Below are 23,929 nucleotides of genomic sequence, written 5' to 3' on the forward strand. Positions count from 1 at the left end.
GCGGTTTCTTTTTGATGAAATCAACTGGATGTCCTCTTGGCGGATCATGTTCGATTTGGCCTTGGAATATTATTTTGGGACGTACTCTCTTCGGCTGGAATTAGGGCGCGGCGGCTCGGCAATGAAGGAGTAGACGCGATGGATCTGCTGCTCTTTGGAGGCTGCTTCGAGCTGGCGGACACGCCTTTTGAGTTCGTCGATCGTCTCATTGTTTTTCCCAACCATTTTAATCAGGCTGACCAGCAGCCCTTCGATCGTGCCAGTTTCATTAGGCAAAGGGAAGCTCCTCTCTTTGCGCCACAGATTGGGCGGGCTGCGCTGGTTTTGAACTTAAAAATCTTACTCCATCGGCCACGACCTCGGTCACATAGACACGCTTCCCGTCCTGATTATCATATTGCCTTGTCTGGATGCGGCCAGTCACCCCAAGAATCGTGCCTTTTTTGCAGTAGTTTGTCGTGTTCTCGGCCGTCTTGCCCCAAAGAATACAATGGACGAAGTCTGCTTCGATTTCGCCGCTGGCATTTTTATAATGCCGGTTGACTGCGAGCGTAATATTCGACACCGCCTTGCCTTCAGCTGTGTATCTCAAGTCCGGGTCCCGCGTCAGTCTGCCTACTAGCGTAACTTGATTGATCACGTTTTCATCTCCTTTCTTTGTTATAGCCTGATACTATTCCTTATTTAGCCGCGTGTAAAATGTCGAAAATAGTCCTTTCTTCTGAAAAATGCGCGGTAACTGCCTTGAATTTTATGGAATTTATTAGTTTTGCTTTTGCCTCGCCCTACGAAAAATTCATTTCCCTTTATTTCAAATTTTTCATTCGACAAATTCGTTTTCAAATTGCTCTGTGTTATAATTTGAACAAGTATTACGGGAGGTGGTTGACATGAAGACGTTCAAACTGATTTCTATGCAGCTGGCTGATGGGGATTCTTTAGTAGATATCGAAATGAAGGACGGCCTGATCATCAACAAAGAGGATGACAAAGGCACCTGGCTTGTTGAGGCTTTTACCGACCATAAGTATATCCCGTATTTTCAGGATGCACTCGACAAGGAAAAAGAAATCATCGTCCAAGTCGTCATCACCAAACGGGAAAACGACCCAGCCGCATTCCTGACAAAAGTGAGCAGTGTGAAACAGCTAAAGACCCATGCCAGCATCCTTTTATCAGGAAAGCTAACAAAACCAAAAAGCGATTACCCAGAAAAGCTGCTCGAATACCTGCTCGAAAAAGGATATACCGGCGAACAGCTGCTAACGGAATTCAAAGAAAAAATCATTCAAAGACCAAAGATATTACAGACGAAAAAATAAAAAGCGTAAGCGCCTCGAACAGCCCCGACAAGCGCTGCCCGCCTAAAACGCCACGTCCTGTGGCTGGCGGGACTAACACATCCTGTGCCTCGGAGGGCCGACCGGTGAAGTCGTTCTTTGACTTCATTGGGCGGACCGAAACCGAAAAGTATAGCCGACTGCCCAGAAACGCAGAAACTGGAGACTCCACCAGAAGAAGCGTTTTTTGCTTCTTCCGGTGGAGTTGAAGTTTTGAAGTTTCTAGGAGGCGACACTAGACAATTCGAAATGCGAAGGCGACTGTTCAACTCCGACAAGCGCTGGAGGGCCTGACAGTGAAGTCGTTCTTTGACTTCATTGGCAGGACGAAGCGTCTCGAGGAGTTAGGAGCCGCAGCTAGACAAGCGACTCGAGGGGCTAGGCGCTGAAGCTGGATTAAGAAAACCAAAAGTAGTTATCTAAACCTAAATAATTCCTAAATAAAAAATAAAACGGACAGGAATTCACTCCTGCCCGTTTTTTGTTATTGATCCGTATTGTTCTTATCATTTCGATCGATTTTGTCCTCTACAGCATCTTCACCAGGCGAATTGTTGTCCCTCATCATATCGCCATCATTGTTCGTGTTGACATCCGGAGTGTCGGGCACATTCGGATCGTTCACACCATTATTATTGACCCCGTTATTGTCGTTCATATTGCCATTATTGTCTGCAGGATTGTCGACGTTCCTATCCGGTGGAGGGTTTTGATCCCCATTAGTCGCACATCCAGCAAGAAACATAGCCGACAGCAAAGTTCCACCAATTAACATTAAAAGCTTTTTCTTCATCAGTAAAAGCCCCTTTCATGAGTAGGTATTTTGGAGACCTGTTGCACAAGTCTGCCGTTAGCTTGCCCACTTAAAAAAAAATTATTTACTTCAGACTACTTTTGGGGGAAAAGACGGAAATCGGTCCGAACTTGGGCCTACTTCGGACTACTTTTGCCGGAAAAGGCGCAAACCTGTCCGAACTTGGGTCTACTTCGGACAGCTTTTACGGAAAAGGACGAAAACCTGTCCGAACTTGGGTCTACTTCGGACTACTTTTGGGGGAAAAGGAGGAAACCTGTCCGAACTTGGGCCTACTTCGGACTACTTTTACGGGAAATGACGGAAACCTGTCCGAACTGAAGCCTACTACGGACTTGCGTAGCTCCTTCCAACTAGCCACGTATAAGAGCTTTTACTCCTTCAAGATTCTCTTGTGCCAGAACGTGAAGGATATATGGTAAATGTCCTTTTCGATTAGGGGAGTTATAGTATTTGGGAAAATCTTTGTAGTAATCTTGAGCGTACTCGATTAATTGTAGTGCTGCATCTTCCATCATCTGTTCAAATGTATCGCCATAACACACGATATCATTCAATGGCAATAAAGATCCGGAGAAACTTCCATCTTCTTCTTGCTCATACTCGACTGCGATAGTATAGCCGGATAATAGTTCTAATGTAATCTGCTGTGAAATGGACCAAAATACATCGCGATTGCGCTTTACAGCAAGTGGCTTTACATGAACGACATTATCAATAAACCGGCTAAAGTCAGCGCGAACTTCAGTAGCGGATAACAAATCTTGCATGATCATCACTCCCTTTCCTCCTCATTATAGCAAATGGAAGCAGAATGTACATAGTGTACACTATGTACATAATATACATATTTGTAATACTTTATTCCTAAGGAGGTTTTATTTTCTAATTTTTTGTAAAAAAAGAACCCAATTCTCCATTGGGTCCGTTGAATGCTTATTTTATTGCAAATGTTATCTCTGCTTCGCATGCTATTTCGCCATCGACGGTGGCTACTGCTTTTCCTTTGCCGATTGGTCCGCGTAGCTTGACCATTTCCACTTCCAGCCGCAGCTGGTCGCCTGGTTTTACTTGTCTTTTAAACCGGCAATTGTCGATTCCGGCGAAGAAGCCGAGCTTGCCGCGGTTTTCCGGCAGCTTCAATACGGCAACTGCACCGACCTGCGCCAGCGCTTCGACGATTAGCACGCCTGGCATCACAGGGTAATCAGGAAAATGGCCGTTGAAGAATTCTTCATTTGCTGTTACGTTTTTAATGCCGACTACCCTTTTGCCTTCTTCGATTTCCAGAATTTTATCGACTAATAAAAACGGATAGCGGTGCGGGATGATTTCTTTAATTTGGCTGATATCAAGCATGTTTGCTAGTACCTCCTACTAATACTTACTAACCATTGTACTAAAAACCTTACGGAAAAAGAAGGGAAAACTTCATTAAGGCCCCATACTAGTTTATAATATTATTTAACAAAGTGACTGGAGGACAAAAATGAGCAAAAAGCTTTTAACTGGCAGCTTCCAGTTAATGAAATCCTTAAATAGATCCGTCATCTTAACGATCATTCGCGAAAAAGGGCCTATTTCACGGGCGGAAATCGCCAAAGTTACCAGGCTTACCCCGCCTACTGTCAGCAATCTTGTTAAGGAATTATTGCAGACTGGCATCGTCATCGAACAGTCTTTGGGAGAATCGAGCGGCGGCCGGAAACCGACGATGCTAACATTAAATAGTTCGATGTTTCATGTCATCGGTCTCGATGTCGGTTCCCATCACCTAAAGGCTGCGCTGACAAATATCAACGGAAAAATAATCAGAAAAGAAATCATCCCGATTCCTGCTGGCGTTACAAAGGAAGCTTTACTAACGCTAATGACCAATTCAGTTAACCAAATCAAGCAGGAAACTGGCGTCATCGAGGAACATATTATTGGAATCGGCGTTGCAATGCACGGGATTGTCGATGTAGACAAAGGCCGGTCTGTCTTCGCTCCCAACCTCCAGCTTCAGGACATTCCTATCAAGGAATACCTCGAAGATCATTTTCAAATGCTCGTTAAAATCGAGAATGATGCTCGGGCGATGAGTCTCGGGGAGCAATGGTTTGGGAATGGCGCAGGAGTGGACAGCCTCGTTTGCATCAATGTCGGCCGCGGCGTCGGCGCAGGAATGATCATAAATGGCAAGCTGTTTCATGGTCAAAATTTTATCAGCGGAGAAATCGGCCATATGGTCATCGATATCAATGGTCCGAAATGCACATGCGGCAATTACGGCTGCCTGCAAACCTTCACTTCCGGACCGGCAATCGCTGAAAAAGCAATATCAGAACTGAAACTAGGTCAGCAAAGTTTGCTGGCTGAAGGTGATTTAGCTAAAATATCTGGCGAGTTGATTTACGAAGCGGCAGTCGCAGGGGACGCTTTCAGCCGAAATATCCTCGCTCAGGCCGGGAGGTATTTAGGAATCGGCGTCACCAACTTGATTCATATCGTCAATCCAAAGCGGATCATCATTGGCGGCGGTGTTTCCGCTGCCGGCAGCTTCCTGCTAGACAGCCTGAAAGAAACCATCAAGCAAAGAGCGCTGACGACACCGGCAAAGGAAACGGAAATTGTCCTCTCCAAATTCGGCGAAGACGCATCCGTCATGGGCGCAGTGGCGCTGATTCTGGCAGAATTATTCTCGACACGCAGCAATTAATTTTGGCAAAAAAAAGGCGCTTTCCCAAAAGGAGAAGCGCTTTTCTTGCTATGCTCCATCCCGCACTAATATGTCTGGGCGGAGGAATTTTTTGCCGTGTTTTTCTACTTCGATGTAGACCCAGTTTCCTGTGTGGGTGATTATTTCGTTTTCTTCTTTTCCGACTAGGATGGTATCTTCTGATTTTATTCCGCGGATGGCGGGGTTCCAGGCGAAGGCTTGGTTTTCGTGTACGATGCCTGGGCCGTCTGGGGTTGCGAGGAATTCACGGGATGCGTATCCGGTTGGTCCTCCTTGGTGCAGGAAGCGCCAGTCCTCTCCATAGCCAACTTCGCGGTACATGTCAAAGCCTTTTTCCAGCACTTCTTTTATCGGTGTTCCCGGTCTTGTCGCCACGTTCATCGCGATATCAATTTGTACGAGTTTTTGTTTATTTTCCGCGAGCTCTTGTGGGAGCGGGCCAAAATGGACAAATCGAGTTGCGTTTGCGATCAGGCCCCATTTTTCGGCGCAAATGACGATCATTGCATAGTTTTCGAGTTTTTTGGCTGTCGGGATCGGGTGGCGGTAGCGAAACACTCGTTCATCAGTTGACACTAGGAGGACATGCGGATTGATCCCTTCCTTCATCACCTTGGCAGCCAAATGGGCCTGAATTTCAAATTCGGTCATTCCAGGCTTGATTTCCCGCGCCGTTTCTTCGACTGCATTGGCTGCTTTCTGCCCAAGCCAGCGATAGCGTTCCTGTTCGGTTTCGGTTAAGGTGAACCGAAGCTGTGCCAGTTCCGCTGTCAGCTGATCGAACGGTTCGAGTGCTGTATCGCTGGCGATTTTTTTGCCGACGCATAGCGCACGAACGGCTGCATCCTGGTCCTCATACCACTCAGGAGTCACGAATTCATAGCCTAATCCTGCGAGCTCCTCGTCATGAATACGGGCAGATTCCATTTTCGAGGTGATGCAATATTTTTTATCGGAAAAAATTACTAAGTCGGCGACACCATTTTCTGTCGTGTTAACGATATGGTTATCCTTGCCGCCGGTTATCCAGGCAAAATTGCTGCGCTTGCGGAACAGCACTCCGTCATAGTGATGTTCAGTTAAAAAAGCGGCAATTTTCGCTAATGGGCTGCTTACGATTTCCCCCATACTATCTCCCCCTTATTTCCTGTCTCCATAGCCTGCCGGATGGTTATTGTGCCAATTCCAGGCTGTTTCGATGATGGTTTCTAAATTATTATATTTTGGGTTCCAGCCAAGGGCCGTCTGGGCTTTTTCCGAAGACGCGATCAAAACAGCTGGATCTCCTGCCCGGCGTGGGCTGACAACTTCGGGAATCTCGTGACCGGTTACTTTTCTCGCTGTTTCAATTACCTCTTTAACAGAGAAGCCTGTGCCATTGCCTAGATTGAAAACATCACTTGTTTCCTTTTTGCGGAGGTGCTCGAGCGCCAGCCAATGGGCGTTCGCGAGATCCATGACATGAATATAGTCACGGATGCACGTGCCATCCGCCGTCGGATAATCGTCACCAAAAATGCTGATCTGTTCTCGCTGTCCAAGAGCTACTTGGAGGATGATCGGAATCAAATGGCTTTCCGGAGTGTGATCCTCGCCGATTTCTCCATCCGGGTGTGCCCCGGCGGCATTGAAGTAGCGCAGGGAGATCGATTTTAGCCCGTACGCATCGTCGCTCCAGCGAAACATTTTTTCCATCGCCAGCTTCGTCTCGCCATAAGGGCTTGTCGGACTCGTTTCATCCTTTTCGAGGATCGGCACCGATTTGGGCTCGCCGTAAGTGGCGGCTGTGGATGAGAACACAATTTTCTTCACTTGATGAGCAAGCATCGCCGAAACAAGCGTGTGCGAGGCGATCAGGTTATTTTCATAATAATCGAGCGGCTTAAATACACTCTCTCCGACAAGCGAACTTGCCGCAAAGTGGATGACCGCTTCAATCTCATGCTTTGAAAAAACTTGATCAAGAAAACTGCGGTCGCGAATGTCTCCTTTATAAAAGGTCCCCCCTGTTACGGATTGTTCGTGGCCTGTCACGAGGTTGTCAATGACAACTACCTCTTCCCCTTGGTTCACTAATTCCACTACTGTGTGGCTGCCTATATAGCCAGCACCGCCAGTCACTAAAATCGCCATTTTCTCTTCCTCCTTTTAAAAAACTTCTTTTGCGCCATCGCCAAGATCACAGACATAAAAGTTTGGTTGAAGCCCTGTTTTGGCATGATAGTTTTCCGAGACAACCATCTTGAATTCGTCTACTGCCTCTTCACGGACAATGCTGACATTGCAGCCGCCAAAGCCTGCCCCGGTCATTCTAGTGCCGATGCAGCCTTCCACCTTGGACGCTTCTTCAAAAAGGGTATCAAGCTCGAAACCGGTTACCTCATACAAATCTCGCAGCGACACATGGGATTCCTTCATTAACTCCCCGAATTTCTTCAGATCATTTGCTTCAAGTGCCTTCATTGCTGAAAGAACGCGATCATCCTCTGTTACAACATGCTCCACTCGTTTGGCAATTACTTCCTCTTTGATGACATGCTTTACTTTTTCCCATTGTTCGACACTAAGATTACCTAGGGAATCCAGTTCAGGCAGCTCCGTTTGAATCAGTGCCAGCCCTTGCTCGCACTCGTTTCTGCGCTCGTTATACTTGGAGTCAGCGAGGCCGCGGCGTTTATTCGTATTGGTGATGACAATTTTGTAGCCATCGATTTTCACCGGAACATAATGATAATCAAGCGTGTCACATTTCAAGGCAATCGCATGGTCTTCCTTGCCCATGCCGACTGCAAATTGATCCATGATCCCGCAGTTTACGCCAACAAATTGATTTTCCGCGTCCTGGCCAATTTTAACGAGGTCGAGCATATTCCTGTCCACTCCTGCAAGCTTGGTCAGCGCCACAGCGGTAGCCAGTTCAATCGATGCCGACGAAGAAAGTCCAGCCCCGTTTGGAATGTTGCCGTAGTAGAGAATGTCGGCGCCTTTGAACGGCTCTTGGCCAGCTTGTTTGACCAGCTCATTCAGCACACCCTTCGGATAATTGGCCCAGTCGTCTTCTTCCCGGTACACCAGCTCTGTGATCGTCACATCCGCACTCGTCTCAAAGTTTGCGGACCGGAAACGGTAAACACCATCTTCCCTGGCAGCTGCGGCAGCCCAAGTCCCGAAAGTCAGTGCTGCTGGAAACACATAGCCGCCATTATAATCGGTATGTTCGCCGATCAAGTTTACTCTGCCAGGTGCGAAGAACACGCGCACGCCTTCTGTGTAGCCAAATTTTTCTTTAAAAAGTTTCTTTACTTCATTCGTATTGTTCATCGTCGTCCCTGCTTTCCGTTACCAATTGGATAAAGTTTGTGAATGCAGCCAATCCCTGCTCATCCTGCTTGAATACTCCTGCATCCTCCAAAACTGCCAGAAAAATTTTGCCTACTTCGTCTTCGAGGATTTTTCCGACATTGTCTGCATCGATGTCGGGATATTTTTTCAGGATCGAATGATACCAGTCCCAGTGTTTGAGCAGATCTTCCTGCCAGTTTTCTTTGCCGTCAGGAGGAGCCAGTAAATACGCTGCCAGCCTGGACAGCTCCGATTCCAGCCTTCCCGGCAAGACGGCCAGCCCCATTACCTCAATCAAGCCGATATTTTCTTTCTTAATATGATGCAGCTGTTGATGCGGGTGGAAGATTCCATCTGGATGTTCCGCTGAAGTTCGATTGTTCCTGAGCACTACATCGACTTCAAATAAATCGCCTCGGCGGCGGGCAATTGGCGTGACCGTGTTATGCGGCACTCCGTCCGTCTCGGAAAAAATCCCGACTGATGGGTCGCTGTATTTCTGCCATTTTTGATAGATAAGAGTGGACACAGCGGCTACTTCCGCTTTCTTCCCCCTAACACGGATGACGGACATCGGCCATTTTACCGGGGCAACAATCACCGAAGGGAAGCCATCTAGTTGGACTTCCTCTCCTTCCTCGGCCTTTTCAAGGGCGAAGCGGTAATTGCCTCCCTGAAAATGATCATGGGAAAGAATCGACCCGCCTACAATCGGGATATCGGCATTGGAACCGAGAAAATAGTGCGGGAACTGCTCGGTAAAATCAAGCAGCCTGCTGAATGTGTCCGCCGATATTTTCATCGGAATATGCTGATCGCGAAACACGATGCAATGCTCATTATAGTAAACATATGGGGAATACTGCAGATACCAGCCTTCCTCGTTCAACGTCAAGGGAATAATCCGGTGCGTCGCTCTTGCAGGATGCCGCAGCGTTCCTTTGTAGCCTTCATTTTCCTTGCAAAGCAGGCATTCCGGGTAATTGGAAGAAGGAAGATCCTTCAACAGCGCAATTTCCTTCGGGTCTTTTTCCGGCTTCGAAAGATTGATCGTAATATCAATTTCTCCATACGGTGTCATCGTTTTCCATTGCTTATTCTTTTTGATTCTGTCCTCGCGGATATAGTGGGAGGCGCTGGACAAATGGTAAAAGTACTCAGTCGCTGCCTGGGGATTCGTATGATACTTCTGCTCAAAGTTCCTGATTACCTCCGAAGGTCTTGGAAGCAAACAGTTCATTATTTCCGTATCGAGGATGTCTCGTTCTGTCACTGTATTGGCTGCAAGCAAGCCGTGGTCCGCAGCCCAATCAAGGATGTTTTTTAAAATAGACGGCAAATCTGCGTTTTCCTTTGATTCGCCGGCATCGTCTTCCCAGTCATCTAGCTTTAACACAGCAAGGATTCTATTTCGGACAAAAACCTTATCCGCCTCTTCCAATAATCCCGCCTGAATGCCATAAGCCACAAGCTGCTCGATTTCACGATAAATGGATGGCAATGACTTCACCTCGTCTTTTTAACTTAATTAATTTAATTAACTATCTATACACATCATAGCCCTTTCCCGGAAAAAATACAATATGAAAAGCGTAAGCGCCTTGTTCAGCCCCGACAAGCGCTGCCCGCCGATAACGCCACGTCCTGTGGCTGGCGGGTCTAGCACATCCTGTGCCTCGGAGGGCCGCACGGTGAAGTCGGTCTTTGACTTCATTGGGAGGACCGAAACCGAAAAGTATAGCCGACTGCACAGAAACGCAGAAACTGGAGACTCCACCAGAAGAAGCGCTTTTTGCTTCTGCTGGTGGAGTTGAAGTTTCGGAGTTTCTAGGAGGCGTCACTAGACAATTCGAAATGCGAAGGCGACTGTTCAACTCCGACAAGCGCTGGAGGGCCTGCCAGTGAAGTCGTTCTTTGACTTCATTGGCAGGACCGAAGCGTCTCGAGGAGTTAGGAGCCGCAGCTAGACAAGCGACTCGAGGGGCTAGGCGCTGGAGCTAGACCATTCTCGAAGTGAATTTTATGCATTCATATCTTTTAATAAGAAAGGGAATGCTCCCTTCCTTATTATTTATTAACCAAATCGATAATATGAGTCCAAGTTGACTTTTTCCAAACATCCTTTGCGTCGCCGCTGCCGATCACTGCGTAACCGAATATTGCGCCGAGAACGACGCTTGCAGCTAACAGGACGATGACAATGATAATCCGAAGCCAGATCGGAATAAGGCGAACCCGGATTCTTTTCCTTTTCTCGCGTGTTTTTTTCGTCTTTTTTGCTTCTTCACGCGTTTTTGCTTCTGAATTACTCTTGTTCAAAGCCATATTGATGGTTCTTCCCCTCTTAACGGATTCCATTCACTAGCCCGAGCATTTGATCGGCCAGGGTAATTGTTTTGGAGTGGAACTGAAAGCTGCGTTGTACATTGATCAGATCCGTCATTTCTTTGCTCATGTCTACATTCGATTGCTCGAGCACTCCTTGCTGGATGGCGATTTGATTGCGCAGGGGCCCAGTCAGGTCCGTGATTACTTCTCCCTCGGTGACGCCAAGCGCAGCAAGATTTTCCGGCAGCCCAAGTAGATTCGCCCCTTTTTGCTCTAAAAATTGCGGCTTATTCACGATCGCTACTCCAAGATTGACTTGCTGGCTTGTCCCATCATACCGTTCGGCTGTCAATAGGCCTGTTTGATTAATAGTAAAGCTCTTCACATTCCCTGCGATCGTGATCGCCTGGTTGTTGTCGTCAAGGATCGCATGGCCATCGCTATTGACTAGCATTGTCTCGGTATCGGAAAGCGGCGTCAAATAAAGTGCGCCATTGCGGGTCAATACCATGTCCGCGCTGCCATCTTCATTCTCGACCATCGTTCGGTAAAATTGCCCTTCTGCCGTAAAAGCGGTATCCAATGGCCGATCTGTCGTCTTCAGATTCCCTTGCGTAAGATTCAGCTGGATTTGGCCTAATCTTGCTCCATTTCCCTGGCGAATCTGAAACGGAGTCAGCCGGTTCGCCGGTTCGAGCGCATCATTCGGCTGATTCCGGAATTCCTGAACAAGCAAGTCGGTAAAGGACGCTTCGCGGCGCTTGTACCCAGCCGTATCGATATTGGCAAGATTATTGCTAATCAAGTCCATCTGCTTTTGCAGCTGGGATAATGTATTGGTTGCGGTAAACATGGTTCTATTCATATTTTCCCCTTTTTGCGCACCGAGTATCAGAGCGCTATCCGTTTGTTAAAATTCTTTTCGCTTATAGCCTTCCAATCTCGTTGGCAGCTTTCTCCATGCTTTTATCATAAGCCTGAAGAATCTTTTGGTTTGCTTCAAAGGCACGGTAGGCGGTCATCATATCGGTCATCGTCCTGCTGACGTCGACATTGGATTGCTCCAGGAAGCCTTGCTGTGTCCTGAACTGAACGCCACGGGTCCCTGCAGCAAGCGGCAATTCCGCTCCATTTTCTGTCCGAAACAATCCGTCGCCTTCTTTTACCATCCGCAGCGGATTGTTTGCATAGGCCACGCCAAGCATGGCTTTCTCGCCATTTTCCCCTGTCAGGTTCCCGCCTTCTGACACGGTATAACGGTCGCTTGACAGCTGGATCGGCTGGCCGGCTGCATCAAGCACATATTGGCCGCTGCCAGTCGTCAAATTCCCTTTGGCATCTACCGTGAAATTTCCGTTTCGAGTGTAGCGAACTGTGCCATCTCCGTTCTGCACAGTAAAAAACACCGAACCATTTTCAGGCATATTGACATCGAGCAGCGCCAAATCCGTCTTCCGCCCTGTTTCGCGTACATCCCCCTGGATAAACTTTGGAATCGCTTCTTGCATGTATACACCGGTTTGAAGGGTGCCGATCTCCCGGTTGAACGGCAAATTCAGGCCATTCTCTGTCGGGATTTGCACCTTGTCAAAGCGCTCGAGCAGCATTTCCGGGAACGCCCGCATCGCTGCCTGATCCGCTTTATAGCCAGGTGTATTGGCATTCGACATATTATTTGTCAGCATTTCCGTCCTGCGCTGTTGCGCTAGCATCCCGGAAGCAGCTGTGTAAAAGCCTCTGAACATACACTCACACCCTTTTTTTAAAAAAAAATCGCTCTACCCCTATTATAAGAAATAGTTCGGCAAGAAGCAGTAGAAATTTGTTGGATTTTGGGTTTTATTCGAAAATAATTGAGGAAAAAAGAAAAAAATCCGGAATCCTTGGTATGTACACCGGCAAAATTCCAGATTTTTTATGTTAGATGATGCTGCGCCGGCCTGCGATCCGATCGATATTATCGAGCATGATGCCCGTCCCAATTGCCACGCAATCCATTGGGTTTTCGGCAATCAATACAGGTACCTTCAATTCCTCCTGCATCAGCTGGTCGATGCCGTGAAGCAGGGCGCCGCCGCCTGTCAGGATCACGCCGCGGTCAATGATGTCAGCGGACAGTTCTGGCGGAGTCTTTTCAAGCACGGTCTTTGCTGCCTGAACGATGACGGCAACCGATTCCCTCAATGCTTTTTCAATCTCTTCTGAACGGACAGTAATCGTGCGCGGAAGTCCGGATACCATGTCCCGGCCGCGGATTTCCATTTCCTCATTGCGGCTTCCAGGGAAAACCGTTCCAATTTGGATCTTAATATTTTCAGCGGTACGCTCCCCGATCAACAGCTTGTATTCGCGTTTGATGTAATGTAAAATTTCGGCGTCAAATTTATCCCCAGCCATTTTAATCGACTGTGAGGTAACGATGTCACCCATGGAAAGGACGGCAACATCCGTCGTTCCTCCACCGATATCAACGACCATATTCCCGCTTGGCTGGAAGATGTCCATGCCAGCGCCAATGGCGGCAACCTTTGGCTCTTCTTCCAAATAAATCTTCTTGCCGCCGCTTTTTTCTGCAGCTTCCTTGATCGCCTTTTGCTCAACGCTGGTAATATTCGTCGGACAGCAGATCAGAATCCGCGGCTTCGACAAGAACCCTTTTACATTCAATTTATTGATGAAATGCTTGAGCATGGATTCCGTTACATCGAAATCCGCGATTACCCCATCTTTTAACGGCCGGATTGCGACGATATTGCCCGGTGTTCTCCCGACCATTTTGCGAGCCTCTTCCCCGACAGCCAAAACCTTATTCGTATTCTTATCGATCGCCACAACAGACGGTTCATTCAAGACGATTCCACGGCCCTTAACATGGATCAACACATTGGCCGTCCCAAGGTCAATCCCGATATCCCTAGCAAACATACTACTTTTCCTCCTTGACAAATGCGCTGGCTACGGCTGACTTTCGCCTCGTTATCTCAGCTGTCGAATTTCCTTTTCTATGTAAAATAGACCACGATTTCCGAGAATCTTCAGACGTTGCCGCAATCGGCGAACCATATACTACCCTAATTGTTTATTCTACCACAACGCCATGAAATAAGTAACAGGGAGTGGGGGAAAATGGCGGTATTTTGTGCGATTTTGTCAAAATTTCGACCACAATAAAAAGGCGGCAGTCTCCGCTATGGATAAAAGCAGAATCATACACACCTTTTGTGGCGATGCCCGGCTTTTCTCCATCGAAGCTGGGCATTTTTTAGCAATCTGTCGTCAATGGCGATTCCGTTTAATTACGTTCCCTCCTTTCGCTTCGTTGCGGATTTTTTCATTTCACAGCTTCTTCTTCCCTTTCCTCTTTACGGTATTTCATTTTCGTGGCTTCTCCGCCCCTTAGGTGGCGAATTGATTTATGGTAATCAAGGATTTCTTTTACTTCATCGGCAAGGTCAGGGTTGATTTCAGGCAATCTTTCTGTCAGGTCTTTATGGACGGTACTTTTGGATACGCCAAACTCCTTCGCAATGACGCGAACTGTTTTTCTCGTCTCCACGATATACTTTCCAATCTTGATTGTTCTCTCTTTGATGTAATCGTGCACACCACTCGCCCTCCCTAAATTGGATGTGAGAAGTGTGAAATGAGACTCGCTTTTATCGGCTAATACTATATTCCGCAAAAAAGGTATCATTGCGGCAGAAGAAGGATCCTTCTGGATAATACGAAGAATAATCATGTCCCCGGCTGAATCCGAATATTGTTCAAACGACTCCTCACCTCAAACACTCTCTTTGTCAGGTTTATAACATTTTATTAGCTTGGGTGAGGATATATGCACGAAAAACGCAATAGGGACAAGGTACAGGAAAGTTTTTTGAAAAATGGAACTTTTATTTTGAAAAGCGCAAGCGCCTTGGTCAGCCCCGACAAGCGCTGGAGCTGGACAATTCTCGAAGTGGAATTTATACTTCCTTTTCTGAGAAAATTACCAGCAGGCAATGGCGCCGTCGGTTCTCATTTCGGTTCCGCCGGTTAGCACGCCTGTGTTCGGGTCGCGGACAATGATCTGCCCTCGCCCGAAGCCTCCGCTATCATACGCTACTTTCAGCTGATGGCCACGGCGGGCGAGCTCCTTGACGATATGATTCGGGAAATGATGCTCCACTTCTATCTGCTTGCCGCTGATCCACTGCCAGCGTGGCGCATCCAGTGCCGCCTGCGGGTTCATGCCGAAGTCGATCATATTCATCGCTACCTGGACATGCCCTTGCGGCTGCATATAGCCGCCCATCACGCCGAATGGGCCGACTGCCTGACCGCCCTTCGTGAGGAAGCCGGGAATGATGGTATGATATGTCTTCTTGCCTGGAGCAAGCGCATTCGCATGATGCGGGTCGAGCGAGAAATCATGCCCGCGGTTTTGCAGGCCGATCCCTGTTCCCGGAACGACGATACCAGAGCCGAAGCCCATATAATTGCTTTGGATGAACGATACCATATTGCCTTCGCCGTCGGCAGTCGCTAAGTAAACGGTTCCGCCTTTCGGAAGGGAACCTGGTTCAGGCATTCTTGCTTCATCGGAGATTTTTGCCCGCGCTTCCATGCCATACCGCTCTGATAATAAGTCCGCTATTTTGGCCTGCATCGCCCTCGGGTCGGTGACATATTCCTTGCCATCTGTGAACGCCTGCTTCATCGCTTCGAGCTGGCGGTGGACACCGATGACATCCTCCCGGTGGGAAAACTCGTACCCTTTTAAAATATTCAATGCCATCAAAGCAACGATTCCCTATCCATTTGGAGGAATCTCCCAAATTTCGTGGCCGCGGTAGGCTACGGAAATAGGCTCAACCCATTGCGGATAATAGTTTTCCAGATCAGACTTGCTTAAGAATGCGCCGGCAGTGGTTGCAGCAGTTGCAATTTTTTCCGCAAGTGCTCCTCTGTAAAAACTCTCGCCATTCGTTTCGGCAATTTCCTGGAGTGTATCTGCATGGTCCGCTGATTTCCACATCTCGCCGGCTTCAGGTGCTCTGCCTTCAGGAGCAAAGACGCGAAACCATTCTGCGAATTCCTTGCCCTGGAAGCGACTCTTATAAGCATTGTAAGCACCCTTCCAATATTTGGCGAGAATCGGCGTCAGCGGATAGCCATTGCGGGCATAGTCGATGGCCGGCTGCAAAACTTCCGTAAGCGGCAGGCGGCCGAACTTTTTCGATAGCTCCGCCCAGGCAGACGGTGCCCCCGGAACCGTGACCGGAATCCAACCATGCGACGGCATTTTTTCATGACCAAGCTCTTTCACCTTTTCAATCGAGATCGATTGCGGTGCTGGACCGCTCGCATTCAAGCCATACAATTTGTCTTTCACCCAGACAAGCGCGAACGCATCGCCGCCAATTCCATTCGAAGTCGGTTCCACAACCGTCAGGCATGCTGCCGTCGCAATTGCCGCATCAATCGCGTTGCCGCCCTTTTTTAACATCTCAAGCCCCGCCTGTGCAGCGAGCGGCTGTGAGGTAGCGACCATTCCATTGCGCGCCACCGCAGCCATACGCTGAGATGGATATGGATAAGTATGCAAAGACATTCAAATTCCCCCATTAATATTCGTCTTACGAAATAGTATACCAAAAATAGCGAAAATTCAAAATTAACTACTCGCATGGGGGGAAAGATACCCTTATGCGGGCAGTTCCACCTCTATAAGGGCATCTTTCGGGTGGAGAGATACCCTTATGCAAACATTTTCTCCTCCATAAGGGCATCTTTCGAGGGGAGAGATACCCTTATGCGGGCAGTTTCATCTCTATATGGGCATCTTTCGGGCGGAGAGATACCCTTTGCGAAGCATGGGCGTTAATCTGTCAAGAATCCATCGGTAATCTTTCGGGTATGAGCACCAATCTGTCTTAAACGCACAGAAGTCCGGCCATTAATGGCCGGACTTTCTATTGTCCACTTGCGATTTTTAATTCGTAAAATGCTTTTACCCGGGATACGACGTCGGTGGATCCGGAGTCTTCGATCATCATTGCGACGATCATATTGGCTTCTTCTGGATTGTAGGCGACGAACCATCCTAGCTCTTTGCCTTTTTCACCTTGGGTTTGTTTGATTTCTGCTGTGCCTGTTTTGCCCGCCAATGGGTAGTTGGCGATTTGGGCGCGGTGTGCGGTTCCGTTTGGATCGGTAACGACCTTCGTCAGCATGTTGTTGATCAGCTGGGCATTTTCTGGGCTGACTATGCCTTGTTTCCACAGCTGTCCTTGTTCCTCCTCGTCATTCAGAATCGGTTTGATCAGGCTGCCTTTGTTCACAAATGGTGAGTAGGCGGCTGCAAGATGGAGGATATTCATTTGGATCTGTCCTTGGCCATACGCTGAGTCGGCGAGGCTGATTTCGCTGTCGATTTTGCCGATTTGCGAAGGCTCGATTGGGTATAAGTATTCTGGCTGATCTTCAAAGCCGAATTTTTTCAGGCCATCTGTAAAAATTTCCTGTCCCATTCCGAGCGCAGCACGTGCGAAGTAAATATTATCTGAGTAGATCAGCGCTTTTTCCAGATTGATATTTCCGATTACATTCGAGTACCTCGTCACTTTGTACCCGCCCCATGAAGCGTCCTTGCTCCATTGTTTCTCGGTTATTTCAAATGCAGTATCTGCCTGAAGTTTGCCGCTCTCGAGCCCGACTGCTGTGGTGATCGGCTTCATGACGGACCCAGGCACATAGGTTAGTTTGAATCGATTGAGGAATGGCTTAAGCGGATCTTCCTCTAGTATTTTTTGTTTCGTTTGCGAGATTCCAAGTGTCATTTCATTTGGGTCGAAGCCTGGTGCGCTTACAAGGGCGAGCGTTTCTCCCGTCACCGGATTGATGGCCGATGCCGTCCCTGCTTTTCCTTTTAGCTGATCATATAATTGCTGCTGGGTGACGACATCAATGGTCAGCTTGACATCCTTGCCGTTTTTCGCTTGCTTTTCTGCGAGCGTCTTAACCGTGCCGTTTTCCTTTACAATCGAAATTTTGATGCCGTTTGTGCCTTTTAATTGGTCTTCGAGAACCTGCTCCAGTCCGCGGCGGCCAATTAGGTCGGTTGCTGTATAGCCTTTGCCATCCAGCTGTTTAAGGTCATCGGCTGTGATCGGGCCAATATAGCCGATTAAGTGGGACAATGCTGCTCCGTATGGATATTCACGAGCCCCAACTGTCTGGCTTTTGACGCCTTCCATCGCAAACAGTTTTTCTTGCAGTCCTTTGTCTTCTTTTGAAATTTTCTTCAATGGCACAAACAAGTCGTCTTTTACCCAGCTGGCGCTCATCGCCTTGTTGATTTGCTCCACAGACAGATCGAGCAGTTGCGCCACCTTGGCAATCGTCTGCACTTTCTGGACGCCAAGCTCACCCGGAACGACTCCTACCTGCACAGCGGTGCCGTTGATGGCTAATCCATTGCCTGCTCGGTCAAGGATGTTGCCGCGCATCGCCTGAACATTCTTGTAGCTGATTTTATCGCCTGCCCCGAGCTCGGGGAAAATATAGGTCGTGTTCCAGGCGACATACCAGTTTGAATCTTCTCCCTGCTTTTCTTTTAGCAGTGTCGCATTATGGTCAAATTCAATCGGACCAGCAGCACTCTCCATTTTTGCCGAAAAAGGCAGTTCGGCATTGTCTTCGTGTTTCTTTTCCTCTTGAGGCTGTTGGTAGTCGATTGCAAGCTTGTCTATCTCCAAATCCTGATAGACTTTATTATAGCGAGAGACGAATTCCTCCTTTGTAATGGATGCCTTCGCGTCAGCTGATAAAAATGGATACATCTCATTGAATTTTTGGTCGTTCCAAAGCTTCACGTACTGGGAAAATCGTTCTTCGGGAGTCGGCTCCTTGCTGCAGCCAGAAATAATTGCGGCCATTAGCACCGACAAAATAATGAAAATGATTCGTTTCATCTGCACCCCTCCTCCTGACTGATTTTACCATACTCATCTTGATTCGATAAGTGTGAAGATTAAAAAAAACCCGCCCTTCGTTCAGGCGGGTTTCAAAATGTTTGTTTTTTTAAGAGTTGCTTGTTGTACCAGCGTTTGTTGAAGAATCCTTTTCGGAGCCATCTTCTGCTGGCTTGTCTTCAGCTGGGGTTACGTCTTTCATGCTATCTTCTGATGGTGCTGTGCCGTCTGATCCTTCATCCGCTGGAGTATCATCTTCAGACTTTCCTGCGTCTGCGCCAGAGGAAGCTTTCTCTTCTGTCACATTGGCTTCCTGCAACGCGCTCAGTGGCTTGTTGAAGTACTCATGCGGATCGACAGGTACATTGTCCTTGCGGATTTCGAAGTGGACGTGGTTGCCTGCCTTTTCATTGATCAGGCTTGTTCCGGACTTCGCAATTACTTGTCCTTGCTCCACCTCGTCGCCAACTTGAATTTCATAGTCTTTTACTGACTGATATTGTGTTACAATACCTTTGTCATGTTCAATTTCAATGACATTTCCAAGGACAGCATCTTCCATGACATTTTTGACCGTACCGCTTAGCGACGCGATTACATCAAATTCCTTGCCGTCTTTTTCGGCAATGTCCAGTCCAGTGTTTGGATGGTACGTATTATCATAGAACACTAGAGCTGCTTCTTGCTCCGCTGGGTCGCTGTCATTATTGTAGAATCCCATTTGAATGACAGCATCGTCTTCACTCACTACTGGCATTACGAAGTTCTCCATCGCGCGATTTACTTCGACTGCTGGCTGATCATTCATTTTTTTGCCAGGCATGTCAGTCGCTCTGTATTCCGACTGATCCAGCTGATCGGTCGCGCTGTTTTGATACCAAAGGACACCAGTTAGAATGATTGCGGCACTAGCAATATAAACTGTTGGATACACCCACCGCTTTTTGAAAAAGCTGTTCTTGCTTTTGTTTTGAGAAGATTTATTTTCTTCCTCTCTCATTTTCATCACCTCAGCAATCAGTTTGAACAGAAGCGAAACAATATATACATAGAGCGGAAAATTTTTTACTGCTTATTTTTCGACAAAGGGAAAGATTTTATGCAAAAAAGTTTTGGAAAAGCTTGGTTGTTTACTACATTAAAGTGGGGTTTTATGATGAAAAAGTTCGTTGTGTGGATTTTCCGTTTGCTTCCTGTTGCCTATATGGCGGCGATCTGGGTGATGTCGAGTCTGCCTGATACGGCAGTCATCGAGCTGCCGGACCGCGGCATCGATCGCTTTGTAAAAGAATCGCTTCATCTCGTTGAGTTTGGCATTCTGTATGTGCTGCTTGTCCTGGCTGCGCTGACGACCGGGCGCTTTACAGCGGCATTAAGCTTTGCCTTTATGGCGATGGCGATCGGCTACGGCTTGCTTGATGAGGTTCATCAAAGTTTTGTTCCAGTCCGTTCCGCTACGGTGATTGATTTTATAAAAGATGTAATTGGGGTGTTAGCGGCATCGCATTTCCTGCACCACGCCTACTTCAGCGGCAAGTTTGTGCGGCTTGGGAAGGTTATGCGCGGGTTCGAGGAGAGAGTTCGGGGATGAACCGTCGATATATTGGGGCTAACCGTCGATAAAAAGCTCCCAACCGTCGATAAAATCTCGGCAACCGTTCATATATTCGCTTCAACCGTTGATATCATAAAATCGGACACAAAAATTTCCTATAATATCAGCAGGAATTTTTCTCGTAAATAAAGAATGCATACTAAAACAAAGAAGGAGTGACCAATTTGATTGAAAAAGAAAGGACATATCCCATCCGTCTTCTCATGTACGAGGCTTTATTGGAGAGAATCATACCCAATCACCCTAAAACCGCATTTATCGAACAAGATTATAGAGCCAGGCGTGCTGGTTACAGAGGGGAGCTGCAAACGGATTACCGTTTGAGTTTTCTCCCTGAAAAAGGTTTCCATATTTTCAGGGATTTGCGGCTGCAAGATGAAAAATGGCATTTTCAGATTGATACCCTCCTTTTAACACTTCAATATATCCTTCTAATTGAAACGAAAGCCCATTCCGGTACCCTTTTCTTCGACAAACATTCCGAACAAATGATTCAAACAAAGAATGACCAAGAAAAATCATATGATAATCCCATTAACCAGGTTCGCATGCAAGCCTGGCATTTGAAGAGGTGGCTGCAGAATCATAAGTTCCGTGTTCCGCCGATTTACCAACTAGTTGCGATCAGCAATGCTTCTACTATTATCAAGGTTAGTGACCATTCCCTGAATAACTTGATAGTAAAAGGAGATGTATTATTAAGTCGTGTTCATCCGTTCGATGAAAGGACTACAACCCCCATTTTTACGGATAAAGAAGCAAGAAAGTTAGCAAAGTCCCTTTTAAAGAATCATTCTCCTCACCACCCTGACATTTTGAAACAATATTCCCTCTCAGCAGACGATCTACAAAAAGGTGTTCAATGCCCGGCTTGTTTATCATATGGGATGAATCGCGAAAAGTGGATTTGGCGTTGTCCCGTTTGTGAACACAAATCCAAAACAGCTCACCATAAAACTGTCAAGGAATTTTTCCTCCTGATTAGTCCTACTATTAAAAATCAAACGTGCAGAGAGTTTTGCCCTGGTGTATCCTCCAAGACGATCAAAGACCTTTTACTATCTTTGAGCCTTCCGCACACTGGCACCAATAAAGGCCGAATCTACCACATGCCACCAGACATCGAAATCTTTTTTGATTCTGTGAAAGAGTCGCATGCCACACGGAACTCGCGAACAAATACTAAGGCAAACCACCACACCAATCCGCGCTAAAAAGCCAGGGCTGCTTTTCGCCCTGGCCTGGTGATCACTGTGGCTACGTTCTTATTTCTTAGCTGTTGCCTTCGTCAGCATGCGATCAGCTTCGAGAATTTCGACGCCTTTATAATAATGCTTGACGATGTCTTGATAGTTTTTTCCTTCGGTAGCCATGCCGTTGGCGCCATACTGGCTCATGCCGACGCCGTGGCCGAAGCCTTCGGTTGTGATGACGACATTATCGCCTTTGAGTTCCCAGCTGAAGTCGCTTGAGTACAGGTCGAGCTGATCGCGGATTTCTTTTCCAGTCAGGATTTTGCCTCCGATCTCCATTTTTGCGACTCGGTCTCCCGTTGTCCTCGAGAGGACCTTGCCGATGGTGTCGGAAGCAGGCAGTTTGACCCCTAGCTTCGCTTCCACTTCCGCTACAGGCATGACGATCTGCCTGCGGAACTTCGGTGAGTTCCGGTCCCAAGGGCTTTCCACACTCCGCAAGTATGGCACCGAATTGGACCAATATTCCTCTGAGTTTTCAGTGAAACCGTTCGAGGTCGAAAAAAAGGTCGCATCAATAGGCTCTCCGTCAAATGTCAGCACTTGGCCATCAGTGGCTTTTACAGCCTCCGTGATTTTCTTGATCTTCCATTGATAATCGACGCCCCACTGCTTTTTCAATTCTTGTTTATTTTTAAAAACCTGGTGGATTTCCGTATCATTCAATTGCGCACCCTCAGGGACGCCCACTTTATTCGGCAGAAGCATTTGCCTGACATAATATGTCCTGGCCGACAGTGCCTGCGCCTTCAATGCCTCTAGCTCAAACTCAGCTGGCATTTCAGCAGCTACGACACCGATTAAGTACTCATCAAGCGGAAGCTTTTCCGTTTTAGACAAAGCTGTCCGGTAAACAGCCACTTCCACCGCGGAATCTGCGGTTGGAGCAGCCGCCACCGTCGTTTCACTTTGCAGCTCTGACCCTAGTTTCCCGCCTGCCTTTTCTTCCATAAAAGGGAGGACGAGCAAAGATGGAATCAGGAGCGTAACAAAAAATAGGATGGCAGCTAGTACGAAGAATGGTTTGATTTTTAACATAGAAAAAGCCTCCATATGAATGAAATTTCACGGTCGGTAACCGTCTCATTCCATTCATATGGAGGCGGACAAGCTTTTATGACAGGTTTTGCGCTCTCCTAAAAAGTTCAGTCGAAATTGGACAATATTTTTTGGAAAAATCCAATCAATGAATCAAAAAACCGCAGAACGATACTGTCAAGCACTGTTCTCCGGTTTTATGAGCACGATGATTTATGCCTTCATGTCAGAGACAAAAGTTTCCGTAATTGGCTGCTCTTCCACTTCGCGGACGCGTTCGATATCGGCGCCGAGAGCTGCGAGCTTTTGATGGAAGTTCACATAGCCGCGATCCAGGTGATACAATTCTGTTACGCGTGTTACTCCTTCTGCTACTAGACCAGTCAGGACCAGCGACGCTGCTGCCCGCAGATCCGTTGCGGCTACTTCTGCTCCCTGGAGGTCAGATGGTCCATTCACGATGACAGAACGGCCATCAATTTTGATGTTTGCATTCATGCGGCGGAATTCCTCCACATGCATGAAGCGATTTTCAAAAACCGTTTCGGTAATCATGCTTGTTCCCTGGGCACGCAATAGCATTGCCATCATCTGTGACTGCATATCCGTTGGAAATCCAGGGTGCGGCATTGTCTTAATGTCCACTGCTTTCAATTTTTCCGGTCCGATGACCCGAAGGCCATCCTCTTCCTCTATGACCGTAACGCCCATTTCCTCCATCTTCGCAACTAAAGAAGAAAGATGCTCTGGAACGGCGCCTTTTACAAGCACATTGCCGGCAGTGATAGCAGCGGCAACCATGAAAGTTCCGGCTTCGATGCGGTCAGGAATGATGCTGTGGTCAGCACCAAATAATATTTCGACACCTTCAATTTTGATCGTACCCGTGCCTGCGCCTTTTACCTTCGCTCCCATTTTGTTCAGGAAGTTGGCAAGATCGACGATTTCTGGTTCTTTCGCCACGTTTTCAATGATTGTTGTTCCTTTTGCAAGGACAGCCGCCATCATGATATTTTCCGTAGCGCCGACGCTCGGAAAATCAAGGTATATTTTTGCTCCATGCAGACCATTGACTGTTTCCGCTTCGATAAAGCCGTTGCCTACCTTGACGGTCGCACCCATGGCTTCAAAGCCTTTCAGGTGCTGGTCAATAGGGCGGGAACCGATTGCACATCCTCCAGGCAGCGCTACGCGAGCACGGCCGTTTCTGGCAAGCAAGGATCCCATAACTAATACAGAAGCACGCATTTTTCGAACATACTCAAAAGGTGCTTCTATTTTTAACTCTCTGGATGCATCTACTGTAATTGTGTTATTTTTAAACTCCACTACGGCGTTTAAAGAACGTAATACTTCGTTGATGGTATATACATCGGAGAGAGTTGGCACATCACGAATTACGCTTTTTCCGTCACTTGCTAATAATGATGCAGCGATAACAGGCAAGACGGCATTCTTAGCTCCTTCAACCTTTACAGAACCGCTTAGCCTTTGTCCGCCGCGGACGATGATTTTTTCCAAG

At 47.5% G+C, this 23,929-nt stretch carries 22 protein-coding genes and 1 pseudogene; 4 read left to right on the forward strand and 19 right to left on the reverse strand.

Annotated features, from left to right (window positions below):
* Positions 1-69: 69 nt before the first annotated feature.
* Positions 70-276, reverse strand: a complete 207-nt coding sequence (locus tag J2S25_RS09975) for a hypothetical protein (RefSeq protein ID WP_307191798.1) — start codon at positions 274-276, stop codon at positions 70-72.
* A complete protein-coding gene (ssb, locus tag J2S25_RS09980) occupies positions 269-640 on the reverse strand; it encodes a single-stranded DNA-binding protein (protein WP_307191799.1) in 372 nt (123 codons plus the stop codon). The genes J2S25_RS09975 and ssb overlap by 8 nt, the downstream gene beginning before the upstream one ends.
* Positions 641-890: 250 nt before the next feature.
* Here ssb and J2S25_RS09985 point away from each other — a divergent pair, with 250 nt between their 5' ends.
* On the forward strand, positions 891-1,322 hold the full coding sequence (locus J2S25_RS09985; protein WP_307191800.1) for a YwpF-like family protein: 432 nt from the start codon (positions 891-893) through the stop codon (positions 1,320-1,322).
* Between the two features lie 502 nt (positions 1,323-1,824).
* Here J2S25_RS09985 and J2S25_RS09990 read toward each other — a convergent pair.
* The 3 genes from J2S25_RS09990 to fabZ form a co-directional block, all read right to left on the reverse strand.
* Positions 1,825-2,133, reverse strand: coding sequence for a hypothetical protein (locus tag J2S25_RS09990; protein ID WP_307191801.1), 309 nt, complete (start codon positions 2,131-2,133; stop codon positions 1,825-1,827).
* A gap of 374 nt (positions 2,134-2,507) precedes the next feature.
* Positions 2,508-2,930: a RelB antitoxin-like protein gene (locus J2S25_RS09995; RefSeq protein ID WP_307191836.1), complete on the reverse strand. Its 423-nt coding sequence runs from the start codon at positions 2,928-2,930 to the stop codon at positions 2,508-2,510.
* Positions 2,931-3,090: 160 nt separating this feature from the next.
* Positions 3,091-3,513 (reverse strand): 3-hydroxyacyl-ACP dehydratase FabZ, encoded by a 423-nt coding sequence (fabZ, locus tag J2S25_RS10000; RefSeq protein WP_307191802.1) that lies wholly within the window; start codon positions 3,511-3,513, stop codon positions 3,091-3,093.
* Positions 3,514-3,643: 130 nt separating this feature from the next.
* Between fabZ and J2S25_RS10005 the strand changes: the two genes are divergently transcribed.
* On the forward strand, positions 3,644-4,855 hold the full coding sequence (locus J2S25_RS10005; RefSeq protein WP_307191803.1) for an ROK family transcriptional regulator: 1,212 nt from the start codon (positions 3,644-3,646) through the stop codon (positions 4,853-4,855).
* A gap of 48 nt (positions 4,856-4,903) precedes the next feature.
* Here J2S25_RS10005 and J2S25_RS10010 read toward each other — a convergent pair whose 3' ends face one another.
* The 12 genes and pseudogenes from J2S25_RS10010 to spoIIQ form a co-directional block, all read right to left on the reverse strand.
* Positions 4,904-6,004: a M24 family metallopeptidase gene (locus tag J2S25_RS10010; protein WP_307191804.1), complete on the reverse strand. Its 1,101-nt coding sequence runs from the start codon at positions 6,002-6,004 to the stop codon at positions 4,904-4,906.
* 12 nt (positions 6,005-6,016) lie between these two features.
* Positions 6,017-7,009, reverse strand: coding sequence for a UDP-glucose 4-epimerase GalE (gene galE / locus J2S25_RS10015; protein WP_307191805.1), 993 nt, complete (start codon positions 7,007-7,009; stop codon positions 6,017-6,019).
* Between the two features lie 15 nt (positions 7,010-7,024).
* Positions 7,025-8,197 (reverse strand): galactokinase, encoded by a 1,173-nt coding sequence (locus J2S25_RS10020; protein ID WP_307191806.1) that lies wholly within the window; start codon positions 8,195-8,197, stop codon positions 7,025-7,027.
* Complete coding sequence (gene galT, locus J2S25_RS10025) at positions 8,181-9,719, reverse strand: UDP-glucose--hexose-1-phosphate uridylyltransferase (protein WP_307191807.1); 1,539 nt, start codon at positions 9,717-9,719, stop codon at positions 8,181-8,183. The genes J2S25_RS10020 and galT overlap by 17 nt, the downstream gene beginning before the upstream one ends.
* A 566-nt stretch (positions 9,720-10,285) precedes the next feature.
* Complete coding sequence (locus J2S25_RS10030) at positions 10,286-10,543, reverse strand: DNA-directed RNA polymerase subunit beta (RefSeq protein WP_044396292.1); 258 nt, start codon at positions 10,541-10,543, stop codon at positions 10,286-10,288.
* 19 nt (positions 10,544-10,562) lie between these two features.
* Complete coding sequence (locus tag J2S25_RS10035; RefSeq protein ID WP_044396291.1) at positions 10,563-11,411, reverse strand: flagellar hook-basal body protein; 849 nt, start codon at positions 11,409-11,411, stop codon at positions 10,563-10,565.
* Between the two features lie 61 nt (positions 11,412-11,472).
* Positions 11,473-12,291: a flagellar hook-basal body protein gene (locus J2S25_RS10040; RefSeq protein WP_044396289.1), complete on the reverse strand. Its 819-nt coding sequence runs from the start codon at positions 12,289-12,291 to the stop codon at positions 11,473-11,475.
* Positions 12,292-12,466: 175 nt separating this feature from the next.
* Positions 12,467-13,471: a rod shape-determining protein gene (locus J2S25_RS10045; RefSeq protein WP_044396286.1), complete on the reverse strand. Its 1,005-nt coding sequence runs from the start codon at positions 13,469-13,471 to the stop codon at positions 12,467-12,469.
* Between the two features lie 406 nt (positions 13,472-13,877).
* Positions 13,878-14,150, reverse strand: a complete 273-nt coding sequence (spoIIID, locus tag J2S25_RS10050) for a sporulation transcriptional regulator SpoIIID (protein ID WP_044396282.1) — start codon at positions 14,148-14,150, stop codon at positions 13,878-13,880.
* Positions 14,151-14,534: 384 nt separating this feature from the next.
* Positions 14,535-16,139: pseudogene (locus tag J2S25_RS10055) on the reverse strand (gamma-glutamyltransferase family protein).
* Positions 16,140-16,500: 361 nt separating this feature from the next.
* Positions 16,501-18,501 carry a penicillin-binding transpeptidase domain-containing protein gene (locus tag J2S25_RS10060; protein WP_307191808.1) on the reverse strand — a complete coding sequence of 667 codons (2,001 nt, stop codon included), beginning with the start codon at positions 18,499-18,501 and terminating at the stop codon, positions 16,501-16,503.
* Between the two features lie 109 nt (positions 18,502-18,610).
* Complete coding sequence (gene spoIIQ / locus J2S25_RS10065) at positions 18,611-19,501, reverse strand: stage II sporulation protein SpoIIQ (RefSeq protein ID WP_044396275.1); 891 nt, start codon at positions 19,499-19,501, stop codon at positions 18,611-18,613.
* Positions 19,502-19,600: 99 nt separating this feature from the next.
* On the opposite strand from spoIIQ, the gene J2S25_RS10070 reads away from it, so the two are divergent.
* A complete protein-coding gene (locus J2S25_RS10070; RefSeq protein WP_307191809.1) occupies positions 19,601-20,092 on the forward strand; it encodes a VanZ family protein in 492 nt (163 codons plus the stop codon).
* A 188-nt stretch (positions 20,093-20,280) separates the two neighbouring features.
* Positions 20,281-21,330 (forward strand): nuclease-related domain-containing protein, encoded by a 1,050-nt coding sequence (locus J2S25_RS10075; protein WP_052807101.1) that lies wholly within the window; start codon positions 20,281-20,283, stop codon positions 21,328-21,330.
* 51 nt (positions 21,331-21,381) lie between these two features.
* Here J2S25_RS10075 and spoIID read toward each other — a convergent pair whose 3' ends face one another.
* Both spoIID and murA read right to left on the reverse strand, forming a co-directional pair.
* Positions 21,382-22,407, reverse strand: coding sequence for a stage II sporulation protein D (spoIID, locus tag J2S25_RS10080; RefSeq protein ID WP_044396273.1), 1,026 nt, complete (start codon positions 22,405-22,407; stop codon positions 21,382-21,384).
* A gap of 213 nt (positions 22,408-22,620) precedes the next feature.
* A complete protein-coding gene (gene murA / locus J2S25_RS10085; protein WP_044396271.1) occupies positions 22,621-23,928 on the reverse strand; it encodes a UDP-N-acetylglucosamine 1-carboxyvinyltransferase in 1,308 nt (435 codons plus the stop codon).
* Between the last annotated feature and the right edge of the window lies 1 nt (position 23,929).

This window comes from Mesobacillus stamsii (assembly GCF_030814065.1).
GTDB lineage: Bacteria > Bacillota > Bacilli > Bacillales > Cytobacillaceae > Mesobacillus > Mesobacillus stamsii.